Raw genomic sequence first — 20,384 nt, 5'->3', positions numbered from 1 at the left:
CTAATGTGAGGCGACGCGCCGGTAACGAAGGGATCGACCGTGCAGATCGGCCTGGTTGTGCTCTACATCCTGTTCGTGCCGATCGGACTGTGGTTGCTGACCGAGGTGCTGTGGCAGCACGGCGCACCGTTTCGCTACCGCGTGCTCGCCTTCGTCGGCTTCATCGGCGTGGCCGTGGGTGTGGGCATCAAGAACCCGGTGCTGGTGGGCATCGGCGTGTTCTGCTTCGCGGTCGGCCAGTTCCTGACCACGCGCTACGTGCGCAAGGCGTACCACCACGGCTGGACGGTCAGCGGCCGTCGCCCGAAGGGCCGCCGGGCCAAGGCCCGCTGAGAACACTCCCGGACGGGCCCTAGGCGCGCCCGATCAGCTCCGCCACCAGTGCCGCGGACATGCCGACCCGGGTCAGGCCGCCGCCCGGGTGGGCGCTCGCGCCGACCGAGAACAGGCCCGGTACGGCCGACCGGTTCGGCACCCGGCGCGGCGCGTTGCGCGGACCGTCGGCACCCGCGCCCGGCACCTCGCCGCCCGGGGCGCCGGTGTGTCCGGCCAGGTCGGCGGGGGTGCGCGGGATCGACCACAACACCCGGTCGCGCACGTCCAGGCCGCGGCGGGCGAGCAGGTCGAGCACGGTCGCCGAGCACTCGTCCCGGACGGCGGCCGTATCCCAGTCCACCGGGCCGTGTCGGGGCACGCGCAGCTGTACCGTCCACGCGCTGTGTCCCTCGGGGGCCAGCGTCTCGTCGTCGGGAGCCAGTACGCACAGCGTGGGATCAGTCGGCGGCGTCGCCCGGTCGGCGAACAGCGCGTCCGGCTCGCGCCCGGGGTCGTCCGCGAACAGGTACGTGCGGTGCGGTGTCCCGGGGGTGCGACCGCGCAGCGCGAGATGCAGTTCGAGCATCGCCGAGGAGGCCGGCACCCGGCCCGCCGCGGAAGCCTTCGGGCCCGGCAGCAGCCCGGCGGCCCGGGGGTCGACGGGCAGGTCGGTGATCACGATGTCCGCGTCGAGCCGGCCGCCGTCGGCGAGCAGCACGCCGGACACCCGCCCGCCCGCGCGCTCGATCGCGCTCACTTCGGTGTCGGTGCGCACCTTCACCTTCCGCTGCACACAGCGCGCGTGCAGCGCCTCGGTCATCCGATGCAGGCCACCGCGCACCCACCACACCCCGAAGGTCTCCTCCAGATACGGCAGCGTGGCCAGCGTCGCGGGCGCCTTGCCGGGATGGCAGCCCGCCTCGACGGCGAAGCGTTCGAGGTGGGCGCGCAGCCGCGGGTCGCTCAGGTGGGTCCGGCCGAGCGAGCGCAGCGAGCGCCAGGGCGCGGTGGTGCGCAGGTCGGATCGTCCGCCCGCGCTGCGCAGCCGCTCGGCCCGCCCGGCCGGATCGGCCAGGAGCGGCGCCTCGAAGAAGGTCTTGCGGGTGATGCCCCACATCTCGCCGGCCCGGTGCAGCAACCGCTGCCAGTCGTCGCCCGCACCGGCCCCGAAACCCGACTCGAACGCGTCGTGCGTGCCGGACCGGGACGCGTTGGGGATGTCGACGACGGTGCGCGGTCCGCTCGCGGCGGCGAAGGACTCCCGGGTGGGGGTGGCGATCGGGACCAGGTCCACGACGTCCTCGATCGCGGCACCGGTCTTGAGGAACAGGTCGCGGTAGACGGCCGGCAGCGTGAGCAGCCCCGGGCCGGTGGTGAAGGTGAAGCCGTCCCGGACGATCGACCCGGACGCCCCACCGGTGGCGGAGGACCGTTCGCAGATCGTCACCTCGTGCCGAAGCGTGGCCAGCCGAGCGGCCACCGCCAATCCACCCATACCTGCGCCGACAACCACGATGCGAGCCACGGTGACACAGCGTATATGCAGGTGAGGGGGATCAGGCCCGCCCCCCGGGCCTGATCCCCCCTCACCTTCCCGCGACCGCTCCCCACGGTCCACGGGCCCACCCCCCAGCGGGTCACGATTGATAAGACTCGCGACTCGGGCACAGGGTTGTACGCGTGAGGAAAATTTCTTTCGATCGAATGCGACCAGGGCCGGAAATCGTGATCAAGACGGATATGGGCGGCGATACTCGGGCCCGCTTCTGAGTACCTGTACGGATGTCCGCCCCGTGGGCCGACCGGCAGAGTGGTCGGCACGGGGAAGCGCCCACGGGAGCCTCGGGGGAGCGCCGTTCGGGGGAACGGCGGGGCGCGACGCCATCGGGATCGGCGCGGGGGGCGCCGGTGTCGACGGGACGACCGGCCGGCCGGGGGGCGGCGGGTCGTCGGGGCCGGCTCCGCCGATGGGGACGGCGGGGCCGGCGCCTTCGTGTCGGGGCCGATACCGGCCGACGAGGCGCCGGGTTCGGGGCCGGGATCAGCCGGTGACCACCGCGACCAGCCGGGTGCCCGGGGCGAACGTGCCACGCTCGGCGAGGGCGAACAGACCGAACAACATCTTGCCGACGTAGATCGGTTCGGGCGCGAAGTCGTGCCGGGCCGCGAAGTCGGCGAGGAACGTGTCCAGCTCCGGGCCGCGGCGGGCGTAGCCGCCGTGGTGGAAGTCGTGCTCCACGTGCCAGTTGTCGGTCGGCGCGCCGTACGCGCGGCGCTGGAGGTCGGCCACCTCGTCGGCGAGGAAGCCGCCCTTCAGCGCCGCGAAGCCGATCGCGCGCCGCCCGGGCGGCAGGGCCGCCGCGATGCCGGCCAGCGTGCCGCCGGTGCCCACCGCGACGCAGACCGCGTCGAAGTCGTCGCCGAGCTCGGCGGGTAGTTCCGCGCAGCCACGCACGGCGGCCTCGTTGCTGCCGCCTTCCGGGAGCACGTACGCGGGCCCGTGCGCGGCGAGCAGCCGATCGAGCACCTGCGGCGTGTGTTTGGCGCGGTAGGTCGCGCGGTCCACGAACACCAACCGCATGCCGTGTTCGACGGCGAAGGCGAGCGACGGGTTGAGCGGGCGGTCGGCGAGCTCCTCGCCGCGCACCACGCCCACCGTGGCCAGCCCGAGTGCGTGGCCGGCCGCGGCGGTGGCCCGCAGGTGGTTGGAGTACGCGCCGCCGAAGGTCAACAGCGTGCGCTGCCCCTGCTCGCGAGCCGCGGTCAGGTTGTGCTTCAGCTTGCGCCACTTGTTGCCCGATACCTCGGGGTGGATCAGGTCGTCCCGCTTGAGCGCGAGGCGCAGGCCGAGGGCGGTCAGTCGGGGATCGCACAGCTCGTGCAGCGGGGAGGGCAGGCGTGGGCGCACCCGGACAAGGGTGGCACGTCCGGTTGGTCCCGAGTGGTGTCGGTGTCGCCTGTCACGGTGGAACGCGTGGGGAGCAACCGCTCCCGACGACCGACCCGGTCGACTCGAACATGCTCGAACATCGCTCGAACGCGACGGTTCGCCCGGGACTGCGGCAATGACGTTGACGTGGGTGGAGGAGAGAGCTTTACTGGCAAACGAGTTCGAACTTTTGTTCGAGGAAAATGTTCGATCTCGTTCGGCACGGGGCAAGCGGATGGGCAGCCTGGGGCCGCGGTGCGTGGGGAAGCGCATCGCGGCTCCCGGCCTCGGCAGAGGAGGAGCTGTATGACGCGCCTGCACACCGACCCGGTGGAGGTGCTGCGCAGTGGCGGGGACCCCGCGCGGTTCCTGTGGCACGACCGGCTCTACGTGGTCCGGGAGGTGCTCGGTCACTGGGTGGAGACCGGCGAGTGGTGGCAGCACGCGCGCTCGCGGACCGCCGTCGTGACGACGGGGGAGCGCGAGGTGTGGCGCGTGGAGGCCGGGGCCGGCCGCAGCGCGCCGTTGGGTGTGTACGACCTCAGCCTGGACGCCGGCGCCGGAACCTGGACGCTGGCGCGGACCGCCGATTGAGGAGGTGACCGCGTGAGCGCGAGTGTGAGTGCGAGCGCGAGTTGGAACCAGTCCGCCCACATACCCGAGCCACCGCCGATCCGACGGGCGCCCGTGCGCTGGTCGTCCGCCCCGCGCGGCGCGCTCGACCTGCTGACCCAGGCCCGGCGCGGGCTCACCGAGGCCGCCGTCAACCACGATGCCGCGGAGCGCTACGCCACCGCCCACCTGGCCGCGCTGCGGGTGGCCGCGGCCGTGTTGGCCGCCCGGGCACAGGCCGACGACGAGCGCCCGGGCCGTCGTCGGCGGGCCCCGCGCAGCGCGTGGGAACTGCTGCCCAAGGTGGCGCCCGAGCTGACCGAGTGGGCGGCCTTCTTCGCGTCCGGCGCCCGCAAGCGTGCCGCCGCCGAGGCCGGGCTGCCCGGTGCGGTCACCGGCCGTGAGGCGGACGACCTGATCCGCGACGTGGAGAGCTTCTTCCGCCTGGTGGTGCGACTGCTCGCGCTGCCCCCGATCCCGGCCCCACCCCCTCCTATCGATTGAACGCACCACCATGAACCGACCGAGTCGATCGAACCGCCCGTTCGCCCACCTGCACGTCGCGTCCGGGCATTCGATGCGCTACGGCGTCGCGCACCCGCGCACGCTGATCGAGCGCGCGGTCGAACACGGTCCGGACACGCTCGCGCTGACCGATCGGGACGGGGTCTACGGCGCCGTCGCGTTCGCGCGCGGATGTGTCGGGGCGGGCATCCGGCCGATCCTGGGCGCCGAGCTCGCGGTGCTGCCCGCCGAACCGGCCGCCGCCGAGGCGGGCCGGCGGCGACGGACCCCGGCGCGTGGCGGCGCGTTCACCGACCCCGGCCATCCCCGGGTCACCGTGCTCGCCCGGGGCAAGGCCGGTTGGGGTGCGCTGTGCCGGCTGATCAGCGACGCGCACCGGCGCGACCGGGCCAACCCGGTGACCACGTGGGACGCGCTCGCCGCGACCGACGGCGCCGTGGTGCCGGCCGGACCCGACTCGGAGATCGGGCGGACGGTCGCCGCCGACGAGCCCGCGCACGCCGAGTGGCTGCTCATTCGCGCCCGAGCCGCGCCGGCCCGGGACGCCTTCCTCGTCGAACCGGTAAGCCATCAGGCGCCGCTCGGCCGGGCCCGCTCGGCCGCCCACGCGGCCCGGATGTCGCTCCTGGCCGATGCCCACCGGGTGCCCGCCGTGCTCACCAACGCGGTGCGCTACGCCGACCGCGAGGACGCCGCGGTCGCCGACGTGCTCGACGCGGCCCGCCGACTGGTCCCGCTCGGCCGGCACCACCTCACCCGTACCGGCTCCGAGGAATACCTCAAGCCCACCCTCGACATGGTCGCCGTCGCCGCCGAGATCACCTGCCCGGCCGGCCGCGGTACCGCCGCGCTGCTCGACGCCACCCGCGCCCTCGCCGACGGTCTGGTCCCGGACCCGGCCGAGGACCTCGGCATCGGCGGCGTGTTCCACCCCGAGCCGGAGGTGCTCGGTGTCCCGGCGAGCCGAGCCGCCGCCGAACTGCGCGCCCGCTGCGAGGCGGGCCTGGGCCTGCGCGCGATCGCCCCCACCGCCGAGGCACGCACCCGCCTGGACGACGAACTCGCGCTGATCGGCCGGCTCGGCCTGCCGTCCTACTTCCTGACCGTGGCCGGCGTGGTCGACCTGATCCGGGGGATGGGCGTGCGCTGCGCGGCCCGCGGCTCCGGAGCGGGCAGCCTGGTCAACCACCTGCTCGGCGTCTCCGAAGCTCTGGCACGCCGGCCCCGGGAGCGCGGGATGATCCGTCCACCCGCCCCAGGGTCCGCCTCCCCGACCCCGCCGGGGCCGCGCCGGCCTGATCCGACGGGATCGGGGAGGCGAGCCCTAAGGTGGAACCCGACCAGTTCCGGAGGAGGGTGTCCGTGTCCGACCAGACGCGCAGGCGCAGCTCGATGCGTACGGCCGTCGTGTGGCAGGTGCTGCGCGAGGCGTTGGACCGACGGGTCGAGGCGACCGGGCGGAGCGTCCTCGACGTGCTCGACGCCGGCGGCGGCACCGGCAACCTCGCCGTGCCCATCGCTCGACTCGGCCACCGGGTCACCGTCGTCGATCCCAGCCCGGACGCGCTCGCCGCGTTCGAGCGCCGGGCCGCCGAGGCCGGGGTCACCGACCTGGTCCGGGCCTACCAGGGCGACACGCACGGCCTGTTCGAGGTGGTCGAACCGGACGCCGCCGACGTGGTGCTGTGCCACGGCGTGCTGGAGGTGGTCGACGACCCCTCGGCCGACCTCGCACACATCGTCCGCGCCCTGCGCGCCGGCGGCACGCTCAGCCTGCTCGCGGCCAACCGCACCGGCGCGGTCCTGGCCCGTGCCCTGGCGGGGCACTTCGACCAGGCCCGCGACCTGCTCGCCGACCCCGAGGGCCGATACGGCCCGGCCGACCCGCTGCCGCGCCGGTTCACCGTCGCCGACCTCACCGCGCTGGTCGCCAAGGCCGGCCTGGAGGCCGGGCCGGTGCACGCGATCCGGGTCTTCGCCGACCTGGTCCCGGGCGTCCTGGTCGACGATCCGAACTCCTTCGACGCGCTCCTGGACCTGGAGCGCGCCGCGGCCGAACAGCCCGAGTACCGCGCCCTGGCCACCCAGTTGCACCTGCTCGCGAGCAAGCCGGCGGACAGGGTCTAGGACCCGCTCCGGTCGCCCGATCCGGACGGGCGGTGCCCGATGAGTACCACCCGATCCGGCGCGCCGGCGATCATGCACGTGGACATGGACGCCTTCTACGCGTCCGTCGAGATCCGCCGCAATCCCGAGCTGCGGAACACCCCCCTGGTGGTGGCCGGCCAGGGCCCGCGCGGGGTGGTGCTCTCCGCCACCTACGACGTGCGCGCGCTGGGCGTACACGCCGGCCAGGCCACCTCCCGGGCCCGCCGGCTCGCCCCGCACGCGGTGTTCCTGTCGCCGGACCACGACGACTACGGGCTGGTCTCCGGCGGCGTCATGGAGGTGCTTCGCTCGATCACTCCGCGGGTGGAGCCGCTGTCGCTGGACGAGGCGTTCCTGGACCTGACGGGTGTCACCCGCCGACTCGGCCCGCCGGAGGCGGTCGGTGAGAACGTCCGCGCCCGGATCCTCGACGAGCAGGGCATCACCTGCTCGGTCGGGATCGCCGACAACAAGTTCACCGCCAAGCTGGCCGGCGCACTGGCCAAGCCGGACGGCCTGAGCGTGGTCCGCCCCGAGGAGGTGGTGGACTTCCTGCACCCGCTCCCGGTGGACCGACTGTGGGGTGTCGGCGAACGCACCGGCGCGCTGCTGACCGATCTGGGCCTGACCACCATCGGTGATGTCGCCCACACCTCGGTCGAGACACTGAGCCGCGCGCTCGGCCCGGCCGCGGGTCGCGGACTGCACGAACTCGCGTGGGGTCGGGACCCGCGTCCGGTGATCCCGTGGGAACCCGAACGCAGTATCGGTGCCGAGGAGACTTTCCCCACCGACGTGGACGACCCGGACGTGATCCGCCGCACCCTGCTCGACCTCGCGCACCGCACCGCGACCCGACTGCGTCGGGCGAAGGCGGCCGGGCGGACCGTCACGATCAAGATCCGATTCGCCGACTTCAGCACCCTCACCCGGTCCAAGACCCTGCGCGAGGCCACCGATGTGGGCCACGAGATCTACGGCGTGGCCTGCGTCCTGCACGGCGCGCTGGGCCTGGAACGGGCCCGGCTGCGGCTGGTGGGCATCCGGGCGGAGGGCCTGGTCGGTGGCGCCTATCCGCGCCAACTGGCGCTCGGGGAACGGGTTCTGGGCCGGCGTGAGGCGGAGCGCGCGGCCGACGCGGTGCGCGGCCGGTTCGGCGACGCGGCACTGACCTCGGCCACGCTGCTCACCCCCGGGCCCCGGTCGCGCGGGCGCGGCGGGCGCTGAGGCCGAGCCCGTGGACCGCGATCGGTCCACGACTGTGACCCACGCGGCCCCGCCTCTCAGCGCGAACCGGCTCCGGCCGCATATCATCGAAGCCCTGACCGGGGGACATGAGCGTGCGCCGGACAGGGCAGGAGTGTCGACAGGGGCGGGAATCGACGTGGTGACCCATCATCTTGGAGCAGGCTTCGAGCCCGTGCCGAGGGTGGCTTTCACGACAGCGATTACCTGCCTATCCTGAAAGGGCCGCAAGGTCGCGTCGCGGCCGACGAAGGAGGACGCCGTGCCGCTCTCAGAGCACGAGCAGCGCATGCTTGAGCAGATGGAGCGAGCGCTCTACGCCGAAGATCCCAAATTCGCGACAGCGCTCGAAGCCGCCGGCATGCGCCGGCACACCCGGCGACGCACCGTTCAGGCAATCCTCGGATTCCTGCTCGGCATCGTCCTGTTGATGACCGGCATGATGGTCCAGCAGATCTGGGTGAGCGTCATCGGCTTCCTGGCGATGCTCGGTGGGGCGCTCCTCGCGGTCACCGGCTGGCGCCGGGGACCCGCGACGGCCAACGCGGGCGAAGGCGGCGGCGCTCCCGGGCGCGCACCGCGTCGACGCAAGGCCAAGGTGATGAACCGCATCGAGGACCGCTGGCGCCGTCGGCGCGAGGAAAACGGCGGCTGACCCCTCGGGGCGATCCGGACGACGCGGCGGGGGTGACCCGGCCGCCCCGCCCGGCCGCCGGGCGGACCCGGGTTCGACCCGCATCGACCCCTTCGGGTGCCCATCGGGTGAGCCGATTCGGGTGTGGTGACGAACGCCGGTGGCGGTGACTTCCGAGAATCTCGGGAGTCACCGCCACCGGCGTTTTCACGGGTTCGGCGCCACCGGGTTCAGCCGATGTCGGCCGGCTTCGCGGTGGGCCCGGGGCCCCCACCCCGGCGCCGGCGCGGACGGATCCGCTCGACGAACGTGTACCTGCGCTCGGCCAGGCTCGGTCGGCCCCAGCGGCGCAGCGACGGCGGGAGCAGTGTCGCGCGCAGTCGACGGCCGCGCCCGGCCCGGGCGAGCAGGCCCTTGCGGACCGCCTTGACGTCCTCGCCCAGGCCCGGTTCCCGGGTGGGCGGGACCTGCGCGTACAACAACCGCTCGGTGGCCAGTGCGATGCGCGGCAGCGCCTCGCGGGCGGCGAGTACCGCGGCGGACTCGGGGTTCGCGGCGTCGCCGTCCGCCGCCTCCGGCTGGTCGGAGAGCACGCGCGACAACCGCTCGGCCGCCTGCCGCGGGGTCTCCGCGCCCGGCGCCGGATGGCCCAGGTCGCGGGCGGTGTCCAGCACCTCGGCCCAGCCGCCGAGCACCGGCCCGGCACGATCACCGGGTTCGGTGCCCGCCCCGTCCGCCGCCACGTTGCGGGTCAGCGCGGCGAGTCGGCGACCCCTGATCCGGCCCCGGGTCAACATCGGCGCCGCCGCGAGCAGCACGATCAGCGCGATCCCGGACCCGATCAGCAGTGCCCGACCGGAGAGCCGGGGCCCGTCCGAGGAGCCGCCGGCGGTGACCGGCGCGGTGCTCGCGGACGCCGAGGGCGCCGCGCTCGGCGCGGTCTGCGGCTGCTTGGTGGGCAATTCGCCCGCGCTGCCCGGCGACGTGGAGGGCGCGACCGGCGCGACGTCCTGCTGGGCGTAGGAGGGCGAGTTGCCCCGCGAGGGGGTCGGTTCGAACCGGATCCAGCCCGCTCCGGAGAAGTACAGCTCCGGCCACGCGTGTGCGTCGTGGCTGCTGACCTTGTAGGTCAGGTCGGTTTGCAGCGTGCCGGGGATGAAGCCGACCGCGACCCGGGCCGGGATGCCCAACGTGCGGGCCATCACCGCCATCGCCGACGAGAACTGCTCGCAGTAGCCGACCTTCTGCTCCAGGAAGTTCTCCAGGGCGGAGGCACCGTTGCCCTGCGGGACCTTGGTGTCGTAGCGGAACTGGTTGGACCGGGCGAACCACTCCTCCAGGTTGCGGGCCCGGTCGTAGGGGGTGCCGTTCCCGCCGATCCTGAGCGCCTGTTGGCGGATCCGGTTCACCATGTCGCCCGGCAGCGGCAGCGACACGTACGGCGCGAGCGAGGGCGGCGGCGGCGGGGCGGCCTTGAGCTGGGCGGGGGTCGGCTCGACGTCGAGGCTGGTCACCGTCCAGCCCAGGCCTCGGGTGTCCTGCTTGTTGTCGCCGAGCAGCAGCCGCCCCTCGGGCTCGAACCGCCAGTTGCCCTTCACCTGGACCTGCGACGCCGGGTAGGGCATCGGCAGCGAACCCTGCCGGTAGCCGTCGTTGGCCTCGATCCGGGTGGTCACCTCGGTGGTGCGCACCCCCGAGTCCAGCCCTGCGGGCTTGGGGAAATCGCGCGGCACATCGTTCAGTTGCCGCTCCGAGGGCTGCCAACTGCGCCCGTCGAACCGGTCCAGTGAGGAGATCCGCAGGTATATCGAGCCCGGCGTGGCCGCATTGGTGCGGTAGCGCATCAGCTCGACGTTCTCCGCCCGGTTCAGCTCGTCGGAGAGCTTGACCACGGGGTTGATCGTGGTCAGCCGGTGCGACCGCGGTCCGTTGTCGTTCTTGTCGATCAGCCGATTGGCACTGAGCGGGATCAGCGCCGGGACCGCCACGGCCACCGCGAGTGCGGTCAGGCCGATCCGGCCGCCGCCACGGGCGGGTGGGCGGTACTGGCGCAGCGGCGGATAGCCGGGCGGCACCGGCGGGATCAGCGGGCGACCCCAGCGCAGCAGCCGCTCACGGCCCTCCGCGAGCAGCAGCAGCACATAGGCCAGCGCCGCGATCAGGAAGATCGCCCAGCCCAGTCCGGACCGGGACAGCGCCGCGGGCACGCTGTAGAGCGCGAGCAGCGGCAGGCCCGCGGGGGCGGCCTGGGCGTAGGTGACCGCGATCATGTCCACGAGTACGGCCATGCCGCCCATCACCAACAGCAGGATGGCGACGATCCCGGGCGAGGCCGGCGCGGGGGTGGTGAACTCGCGGATGTCCTGCCCGCCCACCCGCAGCAGGTCCACGAACGCGTCGATGCTGCTCGGGGTGGGGACCGGACCGCTGGCGTCCGGAACGCAGACCAGCAGCAGGTAGGGCACCAGCGCGGCGAGTTGGGTCAGTCCCACGATCGGGCGGGGTACCCGGATGCGTCGGGCGCCCTCGCCGACCAGGGCGACCAGCAGGATCGCGCCCAGTCCTTGGGCGATCCAGCCGCCCGCGTCGACCAGCGGGAGCAGCGAGGACGACGTCAGCGCGGTCGCGAGTCCCGCGACCAGGGCCAGGCGCAGCCGACCGGTCATGACCTTCCCCCTCCATCGACGGTGCCGCCCCCGACCGTGGGCGCCGTGCTCGGGCGCGGCGGGGTCGAGGAGTTGGTGTTCGCCGCGGGCGCGGCGGGAGCACTCGTGCGCGAGGCGCCGGCGAAGGACACCGGGCCGGCGGCGGCGGGGTCGCCCACCCGACCGGCCGAGCGCCACAGTTCGGACAACCGCGAGCCGGCCCGGGCGGACAACACCCGCCAGCCGGCCTGGCGCAGCAGGGCCACCGCGATGTCGTGCGACAGCGCGCCGGGCACCCGGCCCCACGTACTCACGTCCAGGATCACCGCGACCCCGCGGCCGGAGCGGTGCCGGGCCCGGCCGAGCCGCTTGACGTCGTCCTCGGTCAGCGCGCCGAGCACGGCGACGGTCAGCCCGCCGCCGCCCGGGTCGCGCAGCGCGGGCTCGGCCTGGTCGAGGGCGAGCACCGGCACCGTCTCCACCACGGCCAGCGCGTCCAGCAGGAAGCCCTCCAGGTCACCGGGCGCGGCCCGGATCCCCTCCAGGTCGCCGGCCAGTGCGTCACCCTCGGCGTCGAGCAGCCGGGTGGTGTAGCCGCGGCGGCACAGGTGCACGCCCACCGAGGCGGCGGCCGAGACGACCCACTCGAAGGACGAGGCCGGACCGTCGCCCACGTGCGCGCCCGCGCGGGTGTCGATCAGTACGGTGGCCCGGTTCTGCCATGCCTGTTCCTCGCGGCGCACCATGAGCTCGCCGCGGCGGGCGGTGGAGCGCCAGTGCACACGGCGCACGTCGTCGCCGTGTCGGTACTCGCGCGGGACCACGTCCTCCTCGCCGGACGCGGACACGTTGCGGGCGTGGCTGTCGCCGTACCCGGTCCACTCGCCACCCAGATCCACCGCGGGCAGCGGTTGTACGGCCGGGGTGACCACCAGGGTGTCCCGCGCGGCGAAGGACCGGGTCAGCTCGCACATCCCGAACGGGTCGGCCATCCGCAGCCGCAGCGGCCCGACCGGGAAGCGCCCGCGCAGGTCCGAGCGGACCCGGTAGGACACGTGCCGGCTGCCGTGCGGCTCGATCCGGTCGAGCACGAACCGGGGCCGCGAGCCGAGCACGTACGGAACGTGGTCCTCCAGCATCAGCAGGCCGGTGGGGATACGCGAGACGTTGTCCACGCGCAGCCGCACCTGTGACTCGTGACCGGCCGCCACCCGGGGCGGCTCCAGCGCCCGGGCGCTGGTGACCAGGTGCCGGGTGCGAGCGACGATCAGCACCGACACCAGGGGCAGCGCGGTGAGCAGGAAACCGACCCGCAACAGGTCGCGTTGGCCCAGGATCACCGCGCAGATGCTCGCGGCGACCCCCGCCGCGAGGAAGGACCGCCCCCGCGTCGTCAGGCCGGACAGGGCGGTACGCACGTCAGCGCGCCGCCCCGGAGCCCGTGCCGCCGAGGCGGCCGTCGGACGGCACCGGCGCGTAGCCCTGGTGCGCGGTGGGTGCCTGGGTCGGGTACGGCCGGCCGCCGTTGTGCTGCGGGACGCCGCCGGGATAGGGCATGTGGGCCGGCGGCGCGGGCGGGGCCTGGACGGTCTGCGGTGCGCCGACCCGAGCCTGGACCGGCGGAACCTGTCCGCTCGGCGAGCCGGGGACCGGGACCTGGCGGACGATGTCGGTGACGATCTGTTCCGGGGTGCGTCGGGCCATCTGCGCGTCGGCGGTCGGCAGCAGCCGGTGTGCGAGCACCGCGACGGCCAGCGTCTGCAGGTCGTCCGGGAGGACGTAGTCGCGGTTGTCCAGGGCCGCCGCCGCGCGGGAGGCGCGGACCAGGTGCAGGGTGGCGCGCGGGGAGGCGCCCAGGCGCAGTTCGGGGGAGCGGCGGGTGGCGTCGACCAGGTCGACCGCGTAGCGCGCGACGGCCGGGGACACGTGTACCCGGCGTACGGCGTCCGCGAGTCGGACCAGGTCCTCGGCGTCGGCGACCGGGGTCAGGTCGGTCAGCGGCGAGCCCGCGCTGTGGCCGCCGATCATCCGCAGTTCGGCGTCCGCGGCGGGGTAGCCCATCGAGACCCGGGCCATGAATCGGTCCCGCTGCGCCTCGGGGAGAGGATACGTTCCCTCCATCTCCACCGGGTTCTGCGTCGCGATCACCATGAACGGCGCCTGCAGTTCGTAGGTGGTGCCGTCCACGGTGACCTGACGCTCGGCCATGCACTCCAAAAGCGCGGACTGGGTCTTGGGCGAGGCGCGGTTGATCTCGTCGCCGACCACGATGTTCGCGAAGATCGCGCCGGGCTTGAACTCGAACTCGCGCTTCTCCTGGTCGAAGACGCTGACTCCGGTGATGTCCGACGGGAGCAGGTCCGGGGTGAACTGCACCCGGCGCATCCGGCAATCGACCGAGCGCGCGAGCGCCTTCGCCAGCATCGTCTTGCCGACTCCCGGAACGTCCTCGACGAGCAGGTGGCCCTCGGCCAGCAACACGGTCAAGGCGAGGCGGACGACCTCGGGCTTGCCCTCGATCACGGTCTCCATGGCCCCGCGGATCCGATCGGTGGTGACCGTCAGATCCCCCAGACCGGCCTGATCGTTGAACGTCGACACCCGTGCCCCTCCCTGGAACCGCGTTGTGCACGCCCTGGGTCAGGGCCACAGGCCGATTCTCCCGGTAGCGTGCGCTGCCGTCACCCCGTTGGACGGCCCGGACGACGCATGATGCGACTCCGGAGGGTAGTCGACGCGCCGCGGGGACGATCCGGTCGGCAGAAAATGGCTCGGCCGAGACGGGTCGGTCTCCTCGATAGTGCCGTGTCGAGCCGGAATCCGGGTCGGCAAGGTCGGGGCGACGGACCCTAGGACTGCTCGGGGGCGTCTTCCGGTTGCACGTCCGGGAGGGGGAAAACCTCGCGCAACAGGCCCGTGGTGACGTCGTATACGAATCCGCGCACCGTGTCGTTGTGCAGCAGGAAGGGTGACCTGCGCACCCGGTTCATCGACTGGCGTACGTCGCCGTCGAGATCGACGAACGCCTCGACCGCCCACTGCGGGCGCAGGCCGGTGTCGGCCTCGAGTTCGCGGCGGAAGTCCTCGGTCACCGTGAGCATGCCGCACTGGGTGTGGTGGATCAGCACGACCTGCGTGGTGCCCAGGTGTCGCTGACTGATCGTCAGCGAACGCACCACGTCGTCGGTGACCACGCCGCCCGCGTTGCGGATCACGTGCGTGTCACCGAGCTCGAGCCCGAGCATCGCGTGCACGTCCAAACGGGCGTCCATGCAGGTGACGACTGCTGTGTGGCGGACCGGCATCGCGGACATGCCGGGATCGCGGTAATTCTTCGCGTAGTGCCGGTTGGCGGCGACAAGACGATCGACCATGGTCAGGACGTTAGCGACCCGGGCCGCGTTCCGCCTCGTGGGGGGAGTCACACTCCCGAAGTCCGGATGGCTGATCACCGTTTCGGGTCCACGGATGCCAATCCCGGAATGGGAGATTCGCACCGGGAGCCCAGTGGTGCGGAGGTGGAAACCCGCGCTCGAAGCGAGGGAGTGGCGTGCAGGGGGCGCGCAATCGGGTGGTTCTCTCGATGCACCCCCTCTGACCTGGGGTTTTGGCGTAGCTGGGAACAGAGTGACGCGCCCGAAAAGGGTTGACCGTGGGGTTTGGTGGAGTAGAGTGGCGGGAAATGGAGCCGACAGGTTCCACGGGGCGGTCCGGAGGTGCTCGGTGTTCCTGGGCACATACGAGCCCCGGTTGGACGAAAAAGGTCGGCTGATCCTGCCGGCCCGGTTTCGGGACGAGCTGGCGGAGGGCCTTGTGATCACAAAGGGGCAGGAACGCTGCCTCTATGTGTGGCCCATCGCGGAGTTCACCCGGATCGCCGAACAACTGGGCAGGGCACCGGTGACCTCGAAGGCCGCCCGGGACTACATGCGCGTCTTCTACGCGGGCGCCTCGGACGCGGTCCCCGACAAGCAGGGGCGAGTGCTGGTGCCGCAACCGCTGCGGGACTACGCCGGGCTCGACCGGGACAGCCGCGACTGCGTCGTGATCGGGGCCAACACCCGGGTCGAGTTGTGGGCGGCGAAGACCTGGCACGACTACCTCGCCGAGCAGGAGCAGTTCTTCGCCGAGCTGTCCGAGGAGGTGCTGCCGGGCCTGCTGTGACCGAGGCGGCGACGCCCGGTGCCGCGATACTCTCCTGCACCTCTCCCGAACGCGATCCGAACCTCGGCGCACCTGCGGCGAGGTCTCCACCCGCTCCGAGCTTTCTGGCACTCCTTCCCCGGTGCCAGAGGTCACTTCCCCAGACGAGCGGGCGGGGACCTGGCGGCATGTTCTCCGAGCGGCGCGCGCGCAAGCCTCTAGACTGCGGGTTTCCGCACGACGAAGGGCCCGGAGTGAACGCGACGATGGTGGAGGGGCCGTGACGGCGCCCGCCCACATTCCGGTCCTGCTGGAGCGGTGCGTCGAACTGCTCGCTCCGGCGCTGCGCGCGCCCGGAGCGGTCGTGGTGGACGCGACGCTCGGGATGGGCGGGCACAGCGAAGCCCTGTTGACGGCCTTCCCCGAGGTACGGCTGATCGGCCTGGACCGCGACCCCGAGGCACTGGAGCGCTCCGGCGCCCGACTGGCGGCCTTCGGCGCGCGCGCCACGCTGGTGCACGCGGTGTACGACGAACTACCGCAGGTGCTCGACCGGCTCGGCATCGAGCGGATCGACGGCATCCTGTTCGACCTCGGCGTCTCCTCGCTGCAACTGGACCGGGCCGATCGCGGTTTCGCCTACGCGCAGGACGCGCCGCTGGACATGCGGATGGACCCGACGGTGGGCATCACCGCGGCCGACATCCTCAACAGCTACACCGCCGGCGACCTGGCCCGGATCCTGCGCGACTTCGGTGAGGAGCGGTTCGCCCGCCGGGTCGCCGACGCGATCGTGCGCGAGCGGGAGAAGGAGCCGTTCACCAACAGCGCGCGCCTGGTCGACATCGTGCGTACCGCGATCCCGGCCGCCACGCGGCGCACCGGCGGCAATCCGTCCAAGCGCACCTTCCAGGCGCTGCGCATCGAGGTCAACGGCGAACTCGCGGTTCTGGAGCGTGCGTTGCCCGCGGCGGTGCGGGCGCTGGCGCTGCATGGGCGGATCGTGGTGATGTCCTACCACTCGCTGGAGGACCGGATGACCAAGCGGGTGCTCGCGGCCGGCGCCGAGAGCAAGGCGCCGCCGGACCTGCCGGTGGTCCCGGAGGCCCTGCAGCCCCGGCTCGAGCTGCTCACCCGCGGCTCGGAGAAGGCGAGCGAGCAGGAGAACGAGGCCAACCCGCGCGCGGCCTCGGTGCGGCTGCGAGCGGCGGAACGGGTGCGGGAAGACCTGTGAATCGACGCGGCGGACGGGGGAGCCGGGGATGAGCGGCGCGGCGAGGACGATGACCCGGATCCGGCTGGCCGCGCATCAGGCCAAGGGCGCGACGCGGACCCCGTTCGTGCTGCTCGTGGTCGGCCTGCTCGGTGGTGGCCTGCTGTCCCTGCTGCTGCTCAACACCGCGCTCAACCAGGGCTCGTTCGAATTGGGCCGGCTGCAAAAGCGCCAGGACCAGCTCACCGACGATCGGGAGGCGCTCCAGCGCGAACTGGACGCCAAGGCCGCGCCGGGCGAACTCGCGCGACGAGCCCAGGAGCTGGGCCTGGTCCCGGGCGGCAGCCCGGTGTTCATCGACCCGGCGACCGGGCGCGTGCTCGGCGTCCCGAAGCCGGCCACGTCCAAGCCACCGCCCGAGGTACCCGCGACCGCGGCCGGCCCCGGCGCTTCCGGCGCCACGCCGCCGGAAGCGACCCGTTGACGGTGTTCGCCGCCGATCGGTTCGCCCACCCCGGCGGCCGATCCACCCCCGGCGGCCGATCCACCCGGCTCGGCGGGTCGGCCGGCCTCGGGGTCCGGCTGCCCGTTCCCGACCACTCGGGCCGCATCACCCGCCGTCGCGGCTCGGCGGGCGAGGGGGGTGGCCGCGCGGTGTGGTCCTGCGGGCGGGTTCGGGCGCCGTCGGTATCGCCGGTTGTTCGGGCTCGGGTGATGTCGCCCGTCGGGTCGGACCGGATGTCGCCGCCGATCGGGCGGTTCCACGGTTCGGAGCGAGGCGGGGGCGGTCGGGTCGACGCCGCTCGTTCGTTCGCTCGTGGTACGTATGCGTCGCCGGCAGCGGCGTGCCGCCGAATTCGGGCGCTGCCCAGTCCAAGTGAAGGGACCTCGCGTGACCGACGGACGCCGTGACCCCCGCGATCCGCGTGATCCCGATGAACCGCGTTCGGCCGGTCGGGCCCGCCGGGACCGTGGCGCCGACCCGGCCGCGTCCTCGGACCGCCGGCCCCGCCCACCCGCCCGACCGCGCCCGGCCGACGGCTCGGGTGCGGCGGACGGGCGACGCCCACGCGCCGGTGCGCGGGACGACCTGCCCGCGCCGCGTGACGCGCGTCCGCGCGCGGGCACGGGGGAGCGGGCCGAGCCGGGTGAGCGCACCCCGCGTCCCGGCCGCCCGCGTCGACCCGGCGGCGAGGAGGCACCCCCGGCGCGCCGCAGCGCCCGGTCCACGGATCCGGACGCGCCCCGGACCCCCCGCCCACGTCCGGGCAACGCCACGTCCGGCGAGCGTCCGGCCGGGTCGCGCGGCGGCGACGCGGCTGCCGGCGGACGTCCGGCTCGACCTCGGGCGGGCGACGTCGCGTCGGGGGGCGAGGGCTCGGATCGGTCGCGTTCCGGCCCGGGCGGCTCCGCTGGGCGATGGGGGCGCCCGCGTGCGGGTGACGCGTCGTCCGGCGAGCGTCCGGGCCGGCCGCGTACCGGTGATTCGGCGTCCGGTGAGCGTTCGGCGCGTCCCGGCGCGGGCGATTCGGCTTCCGGCGGGCGGTCCGGTCGGCCGCGTTCCGGTGCGGGCGCCTCGGGTGGGCTCTGGTCCCGGCTGCGGGCGGGTGCCGCCGCCTCGGGTGAGCGCCCGACCGGCGCCGGCGACTCGGCGTCGGGTGGGCGTCCGGCGCGTGCCGGTGGCGCGGCTTCCGGTGGGCGCCCGGTGCGTCCACGTGGCGATGCCGCGGTGTCCGGTGGGCGATCGGTTCGGTCGGGTGCGGGGGAGATCGCGGCCGATGCGGGCGCGGCCGGGGACGGGCGGCGGGCGGGAGAGGACGGGCGGTCTCGGGAGGAGCGTGCGGCGGCGCGTCGGCCGCGGCCGCGGCCGCGGCCGCGGCCGACGGAGGCACCGGCCGAGGACGGTGCGGATGCGCCGCGTCCCGGTCCACGTCCGCGCCCGCGGCCGGGTGTGCGGGGTGTCGATGTGCCCGGCCGTCCGGAACGGGCCGGGCGTCTGCGCCCGGCCGCCGGTGACGGCTCCGCGCGCGGCGCGCGGGACGCCGCTCGGGCCGACCATGCCGGCGCTCGCCCGGTCCGCCCGGCCCGACCGCGTCCGGGGGCGGCCCGGCCCGGTCGTACCCACGACGCGCACCCGGCCGGGCGGCCTCGACCCGCACGCCGGCCGCGGGCCGCCGCGCGGATGGGCGACCCGCGCAAGCGGCTGCGGATCGGGCTGATCGCGCTCGGCGTGGTGCTGACCCTGTTCGCCGGCCGACTGCTCCAGTTGCAGGCCCTGGACGCGCCCGCGTACGCCGCGCAGGCCGCCGCCAAGCGCACCCAGACCGTCAACGTCCCGGCCGAACGCGGCGCGCTCACCGACGCCTTCGGGGTGAGCCTGGCCAAGTCGGTGGACGCGTACGACGTCACCGCCGACCCCACCCAGGTGCAGAAGTACGACCCGCACGCCACCGCGCTGGCGCTGGCCCCGCTCGTGAACGGCGACCCGGTGGCCATCGAGGAGAAACTGCGCACGCCCAAGTCGCGCTACGTGGTGCTCGCCCAACAGGTCGATCCCGCGGTGTGGGAGCACATCCACCAGGTGCAGAAGGACCTGGGCAAGGTGCGCCGCAACGACCTGGTCGGCATCTACTCGACCAAGCACAGCAAGCGGGTCTACCCGGCCGGACCGGTCGGCGCGAACCTGGTCGGCTTCGTCAACGCCACCGGCCACGGCGGCGGCGGCCTGGAGATGACCCTGGACGGCCAACTGGCGGGCAAGGACGGCCGGACCACCCAGGAGATGGTCTACGGCCGCCGGGTGCCCACCTCCGACCTCACCGGGCGCGAGGCGGTGCCCGGGGCCGACGTGCAGCTGACCGTCTCGCGCGACCTGCAGTGGTACGCCGAGCAGTTGATCGCCGCGAAGGTCACCGAGACCAAATCCGAGTCGGGCACCGTGGTGGTCCAGGACGTGCGCACCGGCCAGATCCTGGCGATGGCCACCGCGCCCGGCTACGACCCCAACCACATCGGCCCCGGCGACGTGCACAACCTCGGCAACCGGGCCGTCGAGGAGGCATACGAGCCGGGCAGCACCGGCAAGGTGATGACCATGGCCGCGGTCATCCAGGAGGGCCGGGCCGGCCCGGGCACGCGCGTGACCGTGCCGAACCGGCTCGCCCGGGCCGACCAGCTGTTCAAGGACGAGCACGACCACGCCACCCAGCAGCTCACCCTGGCCGGCGTGCTGGCCAAGTCCAGCAACATCGGCACGATCCTGGCCTCGGAACAGCTCTCGCCCGATCGCGCCGAGGCCAACGCCAAGCTGCACGACTACCTGACCCGGTTCGGCGTCGGACAGCCCTCCGGGCTGAAGTTCCCGGGCGAGACGCCCGGCATCCTGGCCCAGCCGCAGAAGTGGAACGGCTCCCAGCAGTACACGATCCCGTTCGGCCAGGGCCTGTCGGTCAACTCGGTCCAGGCCACCTCGGTGTTCCAGACCATCGCCAACGGCGGCGTGCGGATCGAACCGAGCCTGGTCAAGGGCAGCACCGGCCCGGACGGGAAGTTCAAGCCCGCCGCGGCGCCCAAGTCGAACGTCGTGGTCAGCCCGGAGACCGCCCGCCAGGTGCGCGACATGCTGGAGACGGTGGTCGCCGACGAGGGGGGCACCGGCAAGAACGGCCGGATCCCCGGCTACCGGGTCGCGGGCAAGACCGGCACCGCGAACCGCGTCGACCCCAAGACCGGCCGCTACAACGGCTACACGACCTCGTTCATCGGCTTCGCCCCGGCGGACGATCCACAGGTCGTGGTATCCGTCACGCTCCAGGCGCCGGGCATCGACGGCGGTGGCGGCAGCCTGTGCGCGCCGGTGTTCCAGCAGGTGATGACATTCGCGTTGCAAAGCCGCCGGATCGCCCCCAGCGGAACCGCGCCCCTGGACCTGCCGATCGAGTGGTGACGGTGCCGCGACCGAGTGCGACGGGCCGG

Annotated in this window: 16 protein-coding genes and 1 pseudogene; 11 read left to right on the top strand and 6 right to left on the bottom strand. The window is 73.7% G+C overall.

What is annotated here, in order from left to right:
• The first annotated feature begins 39 nt into the window (after window positions 1-39).
• On the top strand, window positions 40-333 hold the full coding sequence (locus tag A3IC_RS0125765; protein WP_020552948.1) for a hypothetical protein: 294 nt from the start codon (window positions 40-42) through the stop codon (window positions 331-333).
• Between the two features lie 19 nt (window positions 334-352).
• On the opposite strand, the gene A3IC_RS0125760 is transcribed toward A3IC_RS0125765, so the two are convergent.
• Both A3IC_RS0125760 and A3IC_RS0125755 read right to left on the bottom strand, forming a co-directional pair.
• On the bottom strand, window positions 353-1,840 hold the full coding sequence (locus A3IC_RS0125760) for a phytoene desaturase family protein (protein ID WP_026218741.1): 1,488 nt from the start codon (window positions 1,838-1,840) through the stop codon (window positions 353-355).
• A gap of 516 nt (window positions 1,841-2,356) precedes the next feature.
• Window positions 2,357-3,223 (bottom strand): 1-aminocyclopropane-1-carboxylate deaminase/D-cysteine desulfhydrase, encoded by an 867-nt coding sequence (locus A3IC_RS0125755; protein WP_020552946.1) that lies wholly within the window; start codon window positions 3,221-3,223, stop codon window positions 2,357-2,359.
• Window positions 3,224-3,550: 327 nt separating this feature from the next.
• Here A3IC_RS0125755 and A3IC_RS0125750 point away from each other — a divergent pair, with 327 nt between their 5' ends.
• The 6 genes and pseudogenes from A3IC_RS0125750 to A3IC_RS0125725 all read left to right on the top strand — a co-directional run bounded on the left by A3IC_RS0125750 (window position 3,551) and on the right by A3IC_RS0125725 (window position 8,429).
• The gene (locus tag A3IC_RS0125750; protein ID WP_020552945.1) at window positions 3,551-3,838 is read left to right on the top strand and encodes a DUF6504 family protein; all 288 of its coding nucleotides are present in this window, start codon (window positions 3,551-3,553) and stop codon (window positions 3,836-3,838) included.
• Between the two features lie 12 nt (window positions 3,839-3,850).
• The gene (locus A3IC_RS0125745; RefSeq protein WP_026218740.1) at window positions 3,851-4,360 is read left to right on the top strand and encodes an SAV_6107 family HEPN domain-containing protein; all 510 of its coding nucleotides are present in this window, start codon (window positions 3,851-3,853) and stop codon (window positions 4,358-4,360) included.
• Between the two features lie 10 nt (window positions 4,361-4,370).
• Window positions 4,371-5,528: pseudogene (locus tag A3IC_RS73655) on the top strand (PHP domain-containing protein); the annotation flags it as partial.
• A gap of 215 nt (window positions 5,529-5,743) precedes the next feature.
• On the top strand, window positions 5,744-6,508 hold the full coding sequence (locus A3IC_RS0125735) for a methyltransferase domain-containing protein (protein ID WP_026218738.1): 765 nt from the start codon (window positions 5,744-5,746) through the stop codon (window positions 6,506-6,508).
• A 39-nt stretch (window positions 6,509-6,547) separates the two neighbouring features.
• Window positions 6,548-7,756, top strand: a complete 1,209-nt coding sequence (dinB, locus tag A3IC_RS0125730) for a DNA polymerase IV (RefSeq protein ID WP_020552942.1) — start codon at window positions 6,548-6,550, stop codon at window positions 7,754-7,756.
• A gap of 280 nt (window positions 7,757-8,036) precedes the next feature.
• Entirely contained in the window at window positions 8,037-8,429 is a 393-nt protein-coding gene (locus A3IC_RS0125725) for a DUF3040 domain-containing protein (RefSeq protein ID WP_026218737.1), read from the top strand.
• Between the two features lie 209 nt (window positions 8,430-8,638).
• On the opposite strand, the gene A3IC_RS0125720 is transcribed toward A3IC_RS0125725, so the two are convergent.
• The 4 genes from A3IC_RS0125720 to A3IC_RS56590 form a co-directional block, all read right to left on the bottom strand.
• Entirely contained in the window at window positions 8,639-11,074 is a 2,436-nt protein-coding gene (locus tag A3IC_RS0125720) for a transglutaminase TgpA family protein (RefSeq protein WP_020552940.1), read from the bottom strand.
• Window positions 11,071-12,471, bottom strand: coding sequence for a DUF58 domain-containing protein (locus A3IC_RS56595; protein ID WP_020552939.1), 1,401 nt, complete (start codon window positions 12,469-12,471; stop codon window positions 11,071-11,073). Before A3IC_RS56595 ends, A3IC_RS0125720 begins: the two co-directional genes overlap by 4 nt.
• Before the next feature lies 1 nt (window position 12,472).
• A complete protein-coding gene (locus tag A3IC_RS0125710) occupies window positions 12,473-13,654 on the bottom strand; it encodes an AAA family ATPase (protein ID WP_020552938.1) in 1,182 nt (393 codons plus the stop codon).
• Window positions 13,655-13,902: 248 nt separating this feature from the next.
• A complete protein-coding gene (locus A3IC_RS56590) occupies window positions 13,903-14,427 on the bottom strand; it encodes a beta-class carbonic anhydrase (RefSeq protein WP_020552937.1) in 525 nt (174 codons plus the stop codon).
• 298 nt (window positions 14,428-14,725) lie between these two features.
• Here A3IC_RS56590 and mraZ point away from each other — a divergent pair, with 298 nt between their 5' ends.
• From mraZ to A3IC_RS71355, 4 genes are all read left to right on the top strand, one after another.
• A complete protein-coding gene (gene mraZ, locus A3IC_RS0125700; protein ID WP_425387361.1) occupies window positions 14,726-15,217 on the top strand; it encodes a division/cell wall cluster transcriptional repressor MraZ in 492 nt (163 codons plus the stop codon).
• Between the two features lie 259 nt (window positions 15,218-15,476).
• Window positions 15,477-16,430 carry a 16S rRNA (cytosine(1402)-N(4))-methyltransferase RsmH gene (rsmH, locus tag A3IC_RS0125695; RefSeq protein ID WP_020552935.1) on the top strand — a complete coding sequence of 318 codons (954 nt, stop codon included), beginning with the start codon at window positions 15,477-15,479 and terminating at the stop codon, window positions 16,428-16,430.
• Between the two features lie 28 nt (window positions 16,431-16,458).
• Entirely contained in the window at window positions 16,459-16,893 is a 435-nt protein-coding gene (gene ftsL / locus A3IC_RS56585) for a cell division protein FtsL (RefSeq protein ID WP_020552934.1), read from the top strand.
• 1,698 nt (window positions 16,894-18,591) lie between these two features.
• Window positions 18,592-20,355 carry a peptidoglycan D,D-transpeptidase FtsI family protein gene (locus A3IC_RS71355; RefSeq protein WP_020552933.1) on the top strand — a complete coding sequence of 588 codons (1,764 nt, stop codon included), beginning with the start codon at window positions 18,592-18,594 and terminating at the stop codon, window positions 20,353-20,355.
• Window positions 20,356-20,384: the final 29 nt, after the last annotated feature.

The organism is Embleya scabrispora DSM 41855, from assembly GCF_000372745.1.
Lineage (GTDB): Bacteria > Actinomycetota > Actinomycetes > Streptomycetales > Streptomycetaceae > Embleya > Embleya scabrispora.
This window is presented reverse-complemented; position numbering and strand designations above follow the sequence as displayed.

Bases quoted from the DNA above. Each gene is read 5' to 3' on its own strand.
- dinB (WP_020552942.1), top strand. From the start codon at position 6,548: ATGAGTACCACCCGATCCGGCGCGCCGGCGATCATGCACGTGGACATG.
- A3IC_RS71355 (WP_020552933.1), top strand. From the start codon at position 18,592: ATGGGCGACCCGCGCAAGCGGCTGCGGATCGGGCTGATCGCGCTCGGC.
- A3IC_RS0125750 (WP_020552945.1), top strand. From the start codon at position 3,551: ATGACGCGCCTGCACACCGACCCGGTGGAGGTGCTGCGCAGTGGCGGG.
- A3IC_RS0125720 (WP_020552940.1), bottom strand. From the start codon at position 11,074: ATGACCGGTCGGCTGCGCCTGGCCCTGGTCGCGGGACTCGCGACCGCG.
- A3IC_RS56590 (WP_020552937.1), bottom strand. From the start codon at position 14,427: ATGGTCGATCGTCTTGTCGCCGCCAACCGGCACTACGCGAAGAATTAC.
- ftsL (WP_020552934.1), top strand. From the start codon at position 16,459: ATGAGCGGCGCGGCGAGGACGATGACCCGGATCCGGCTGGCCGCGCAT.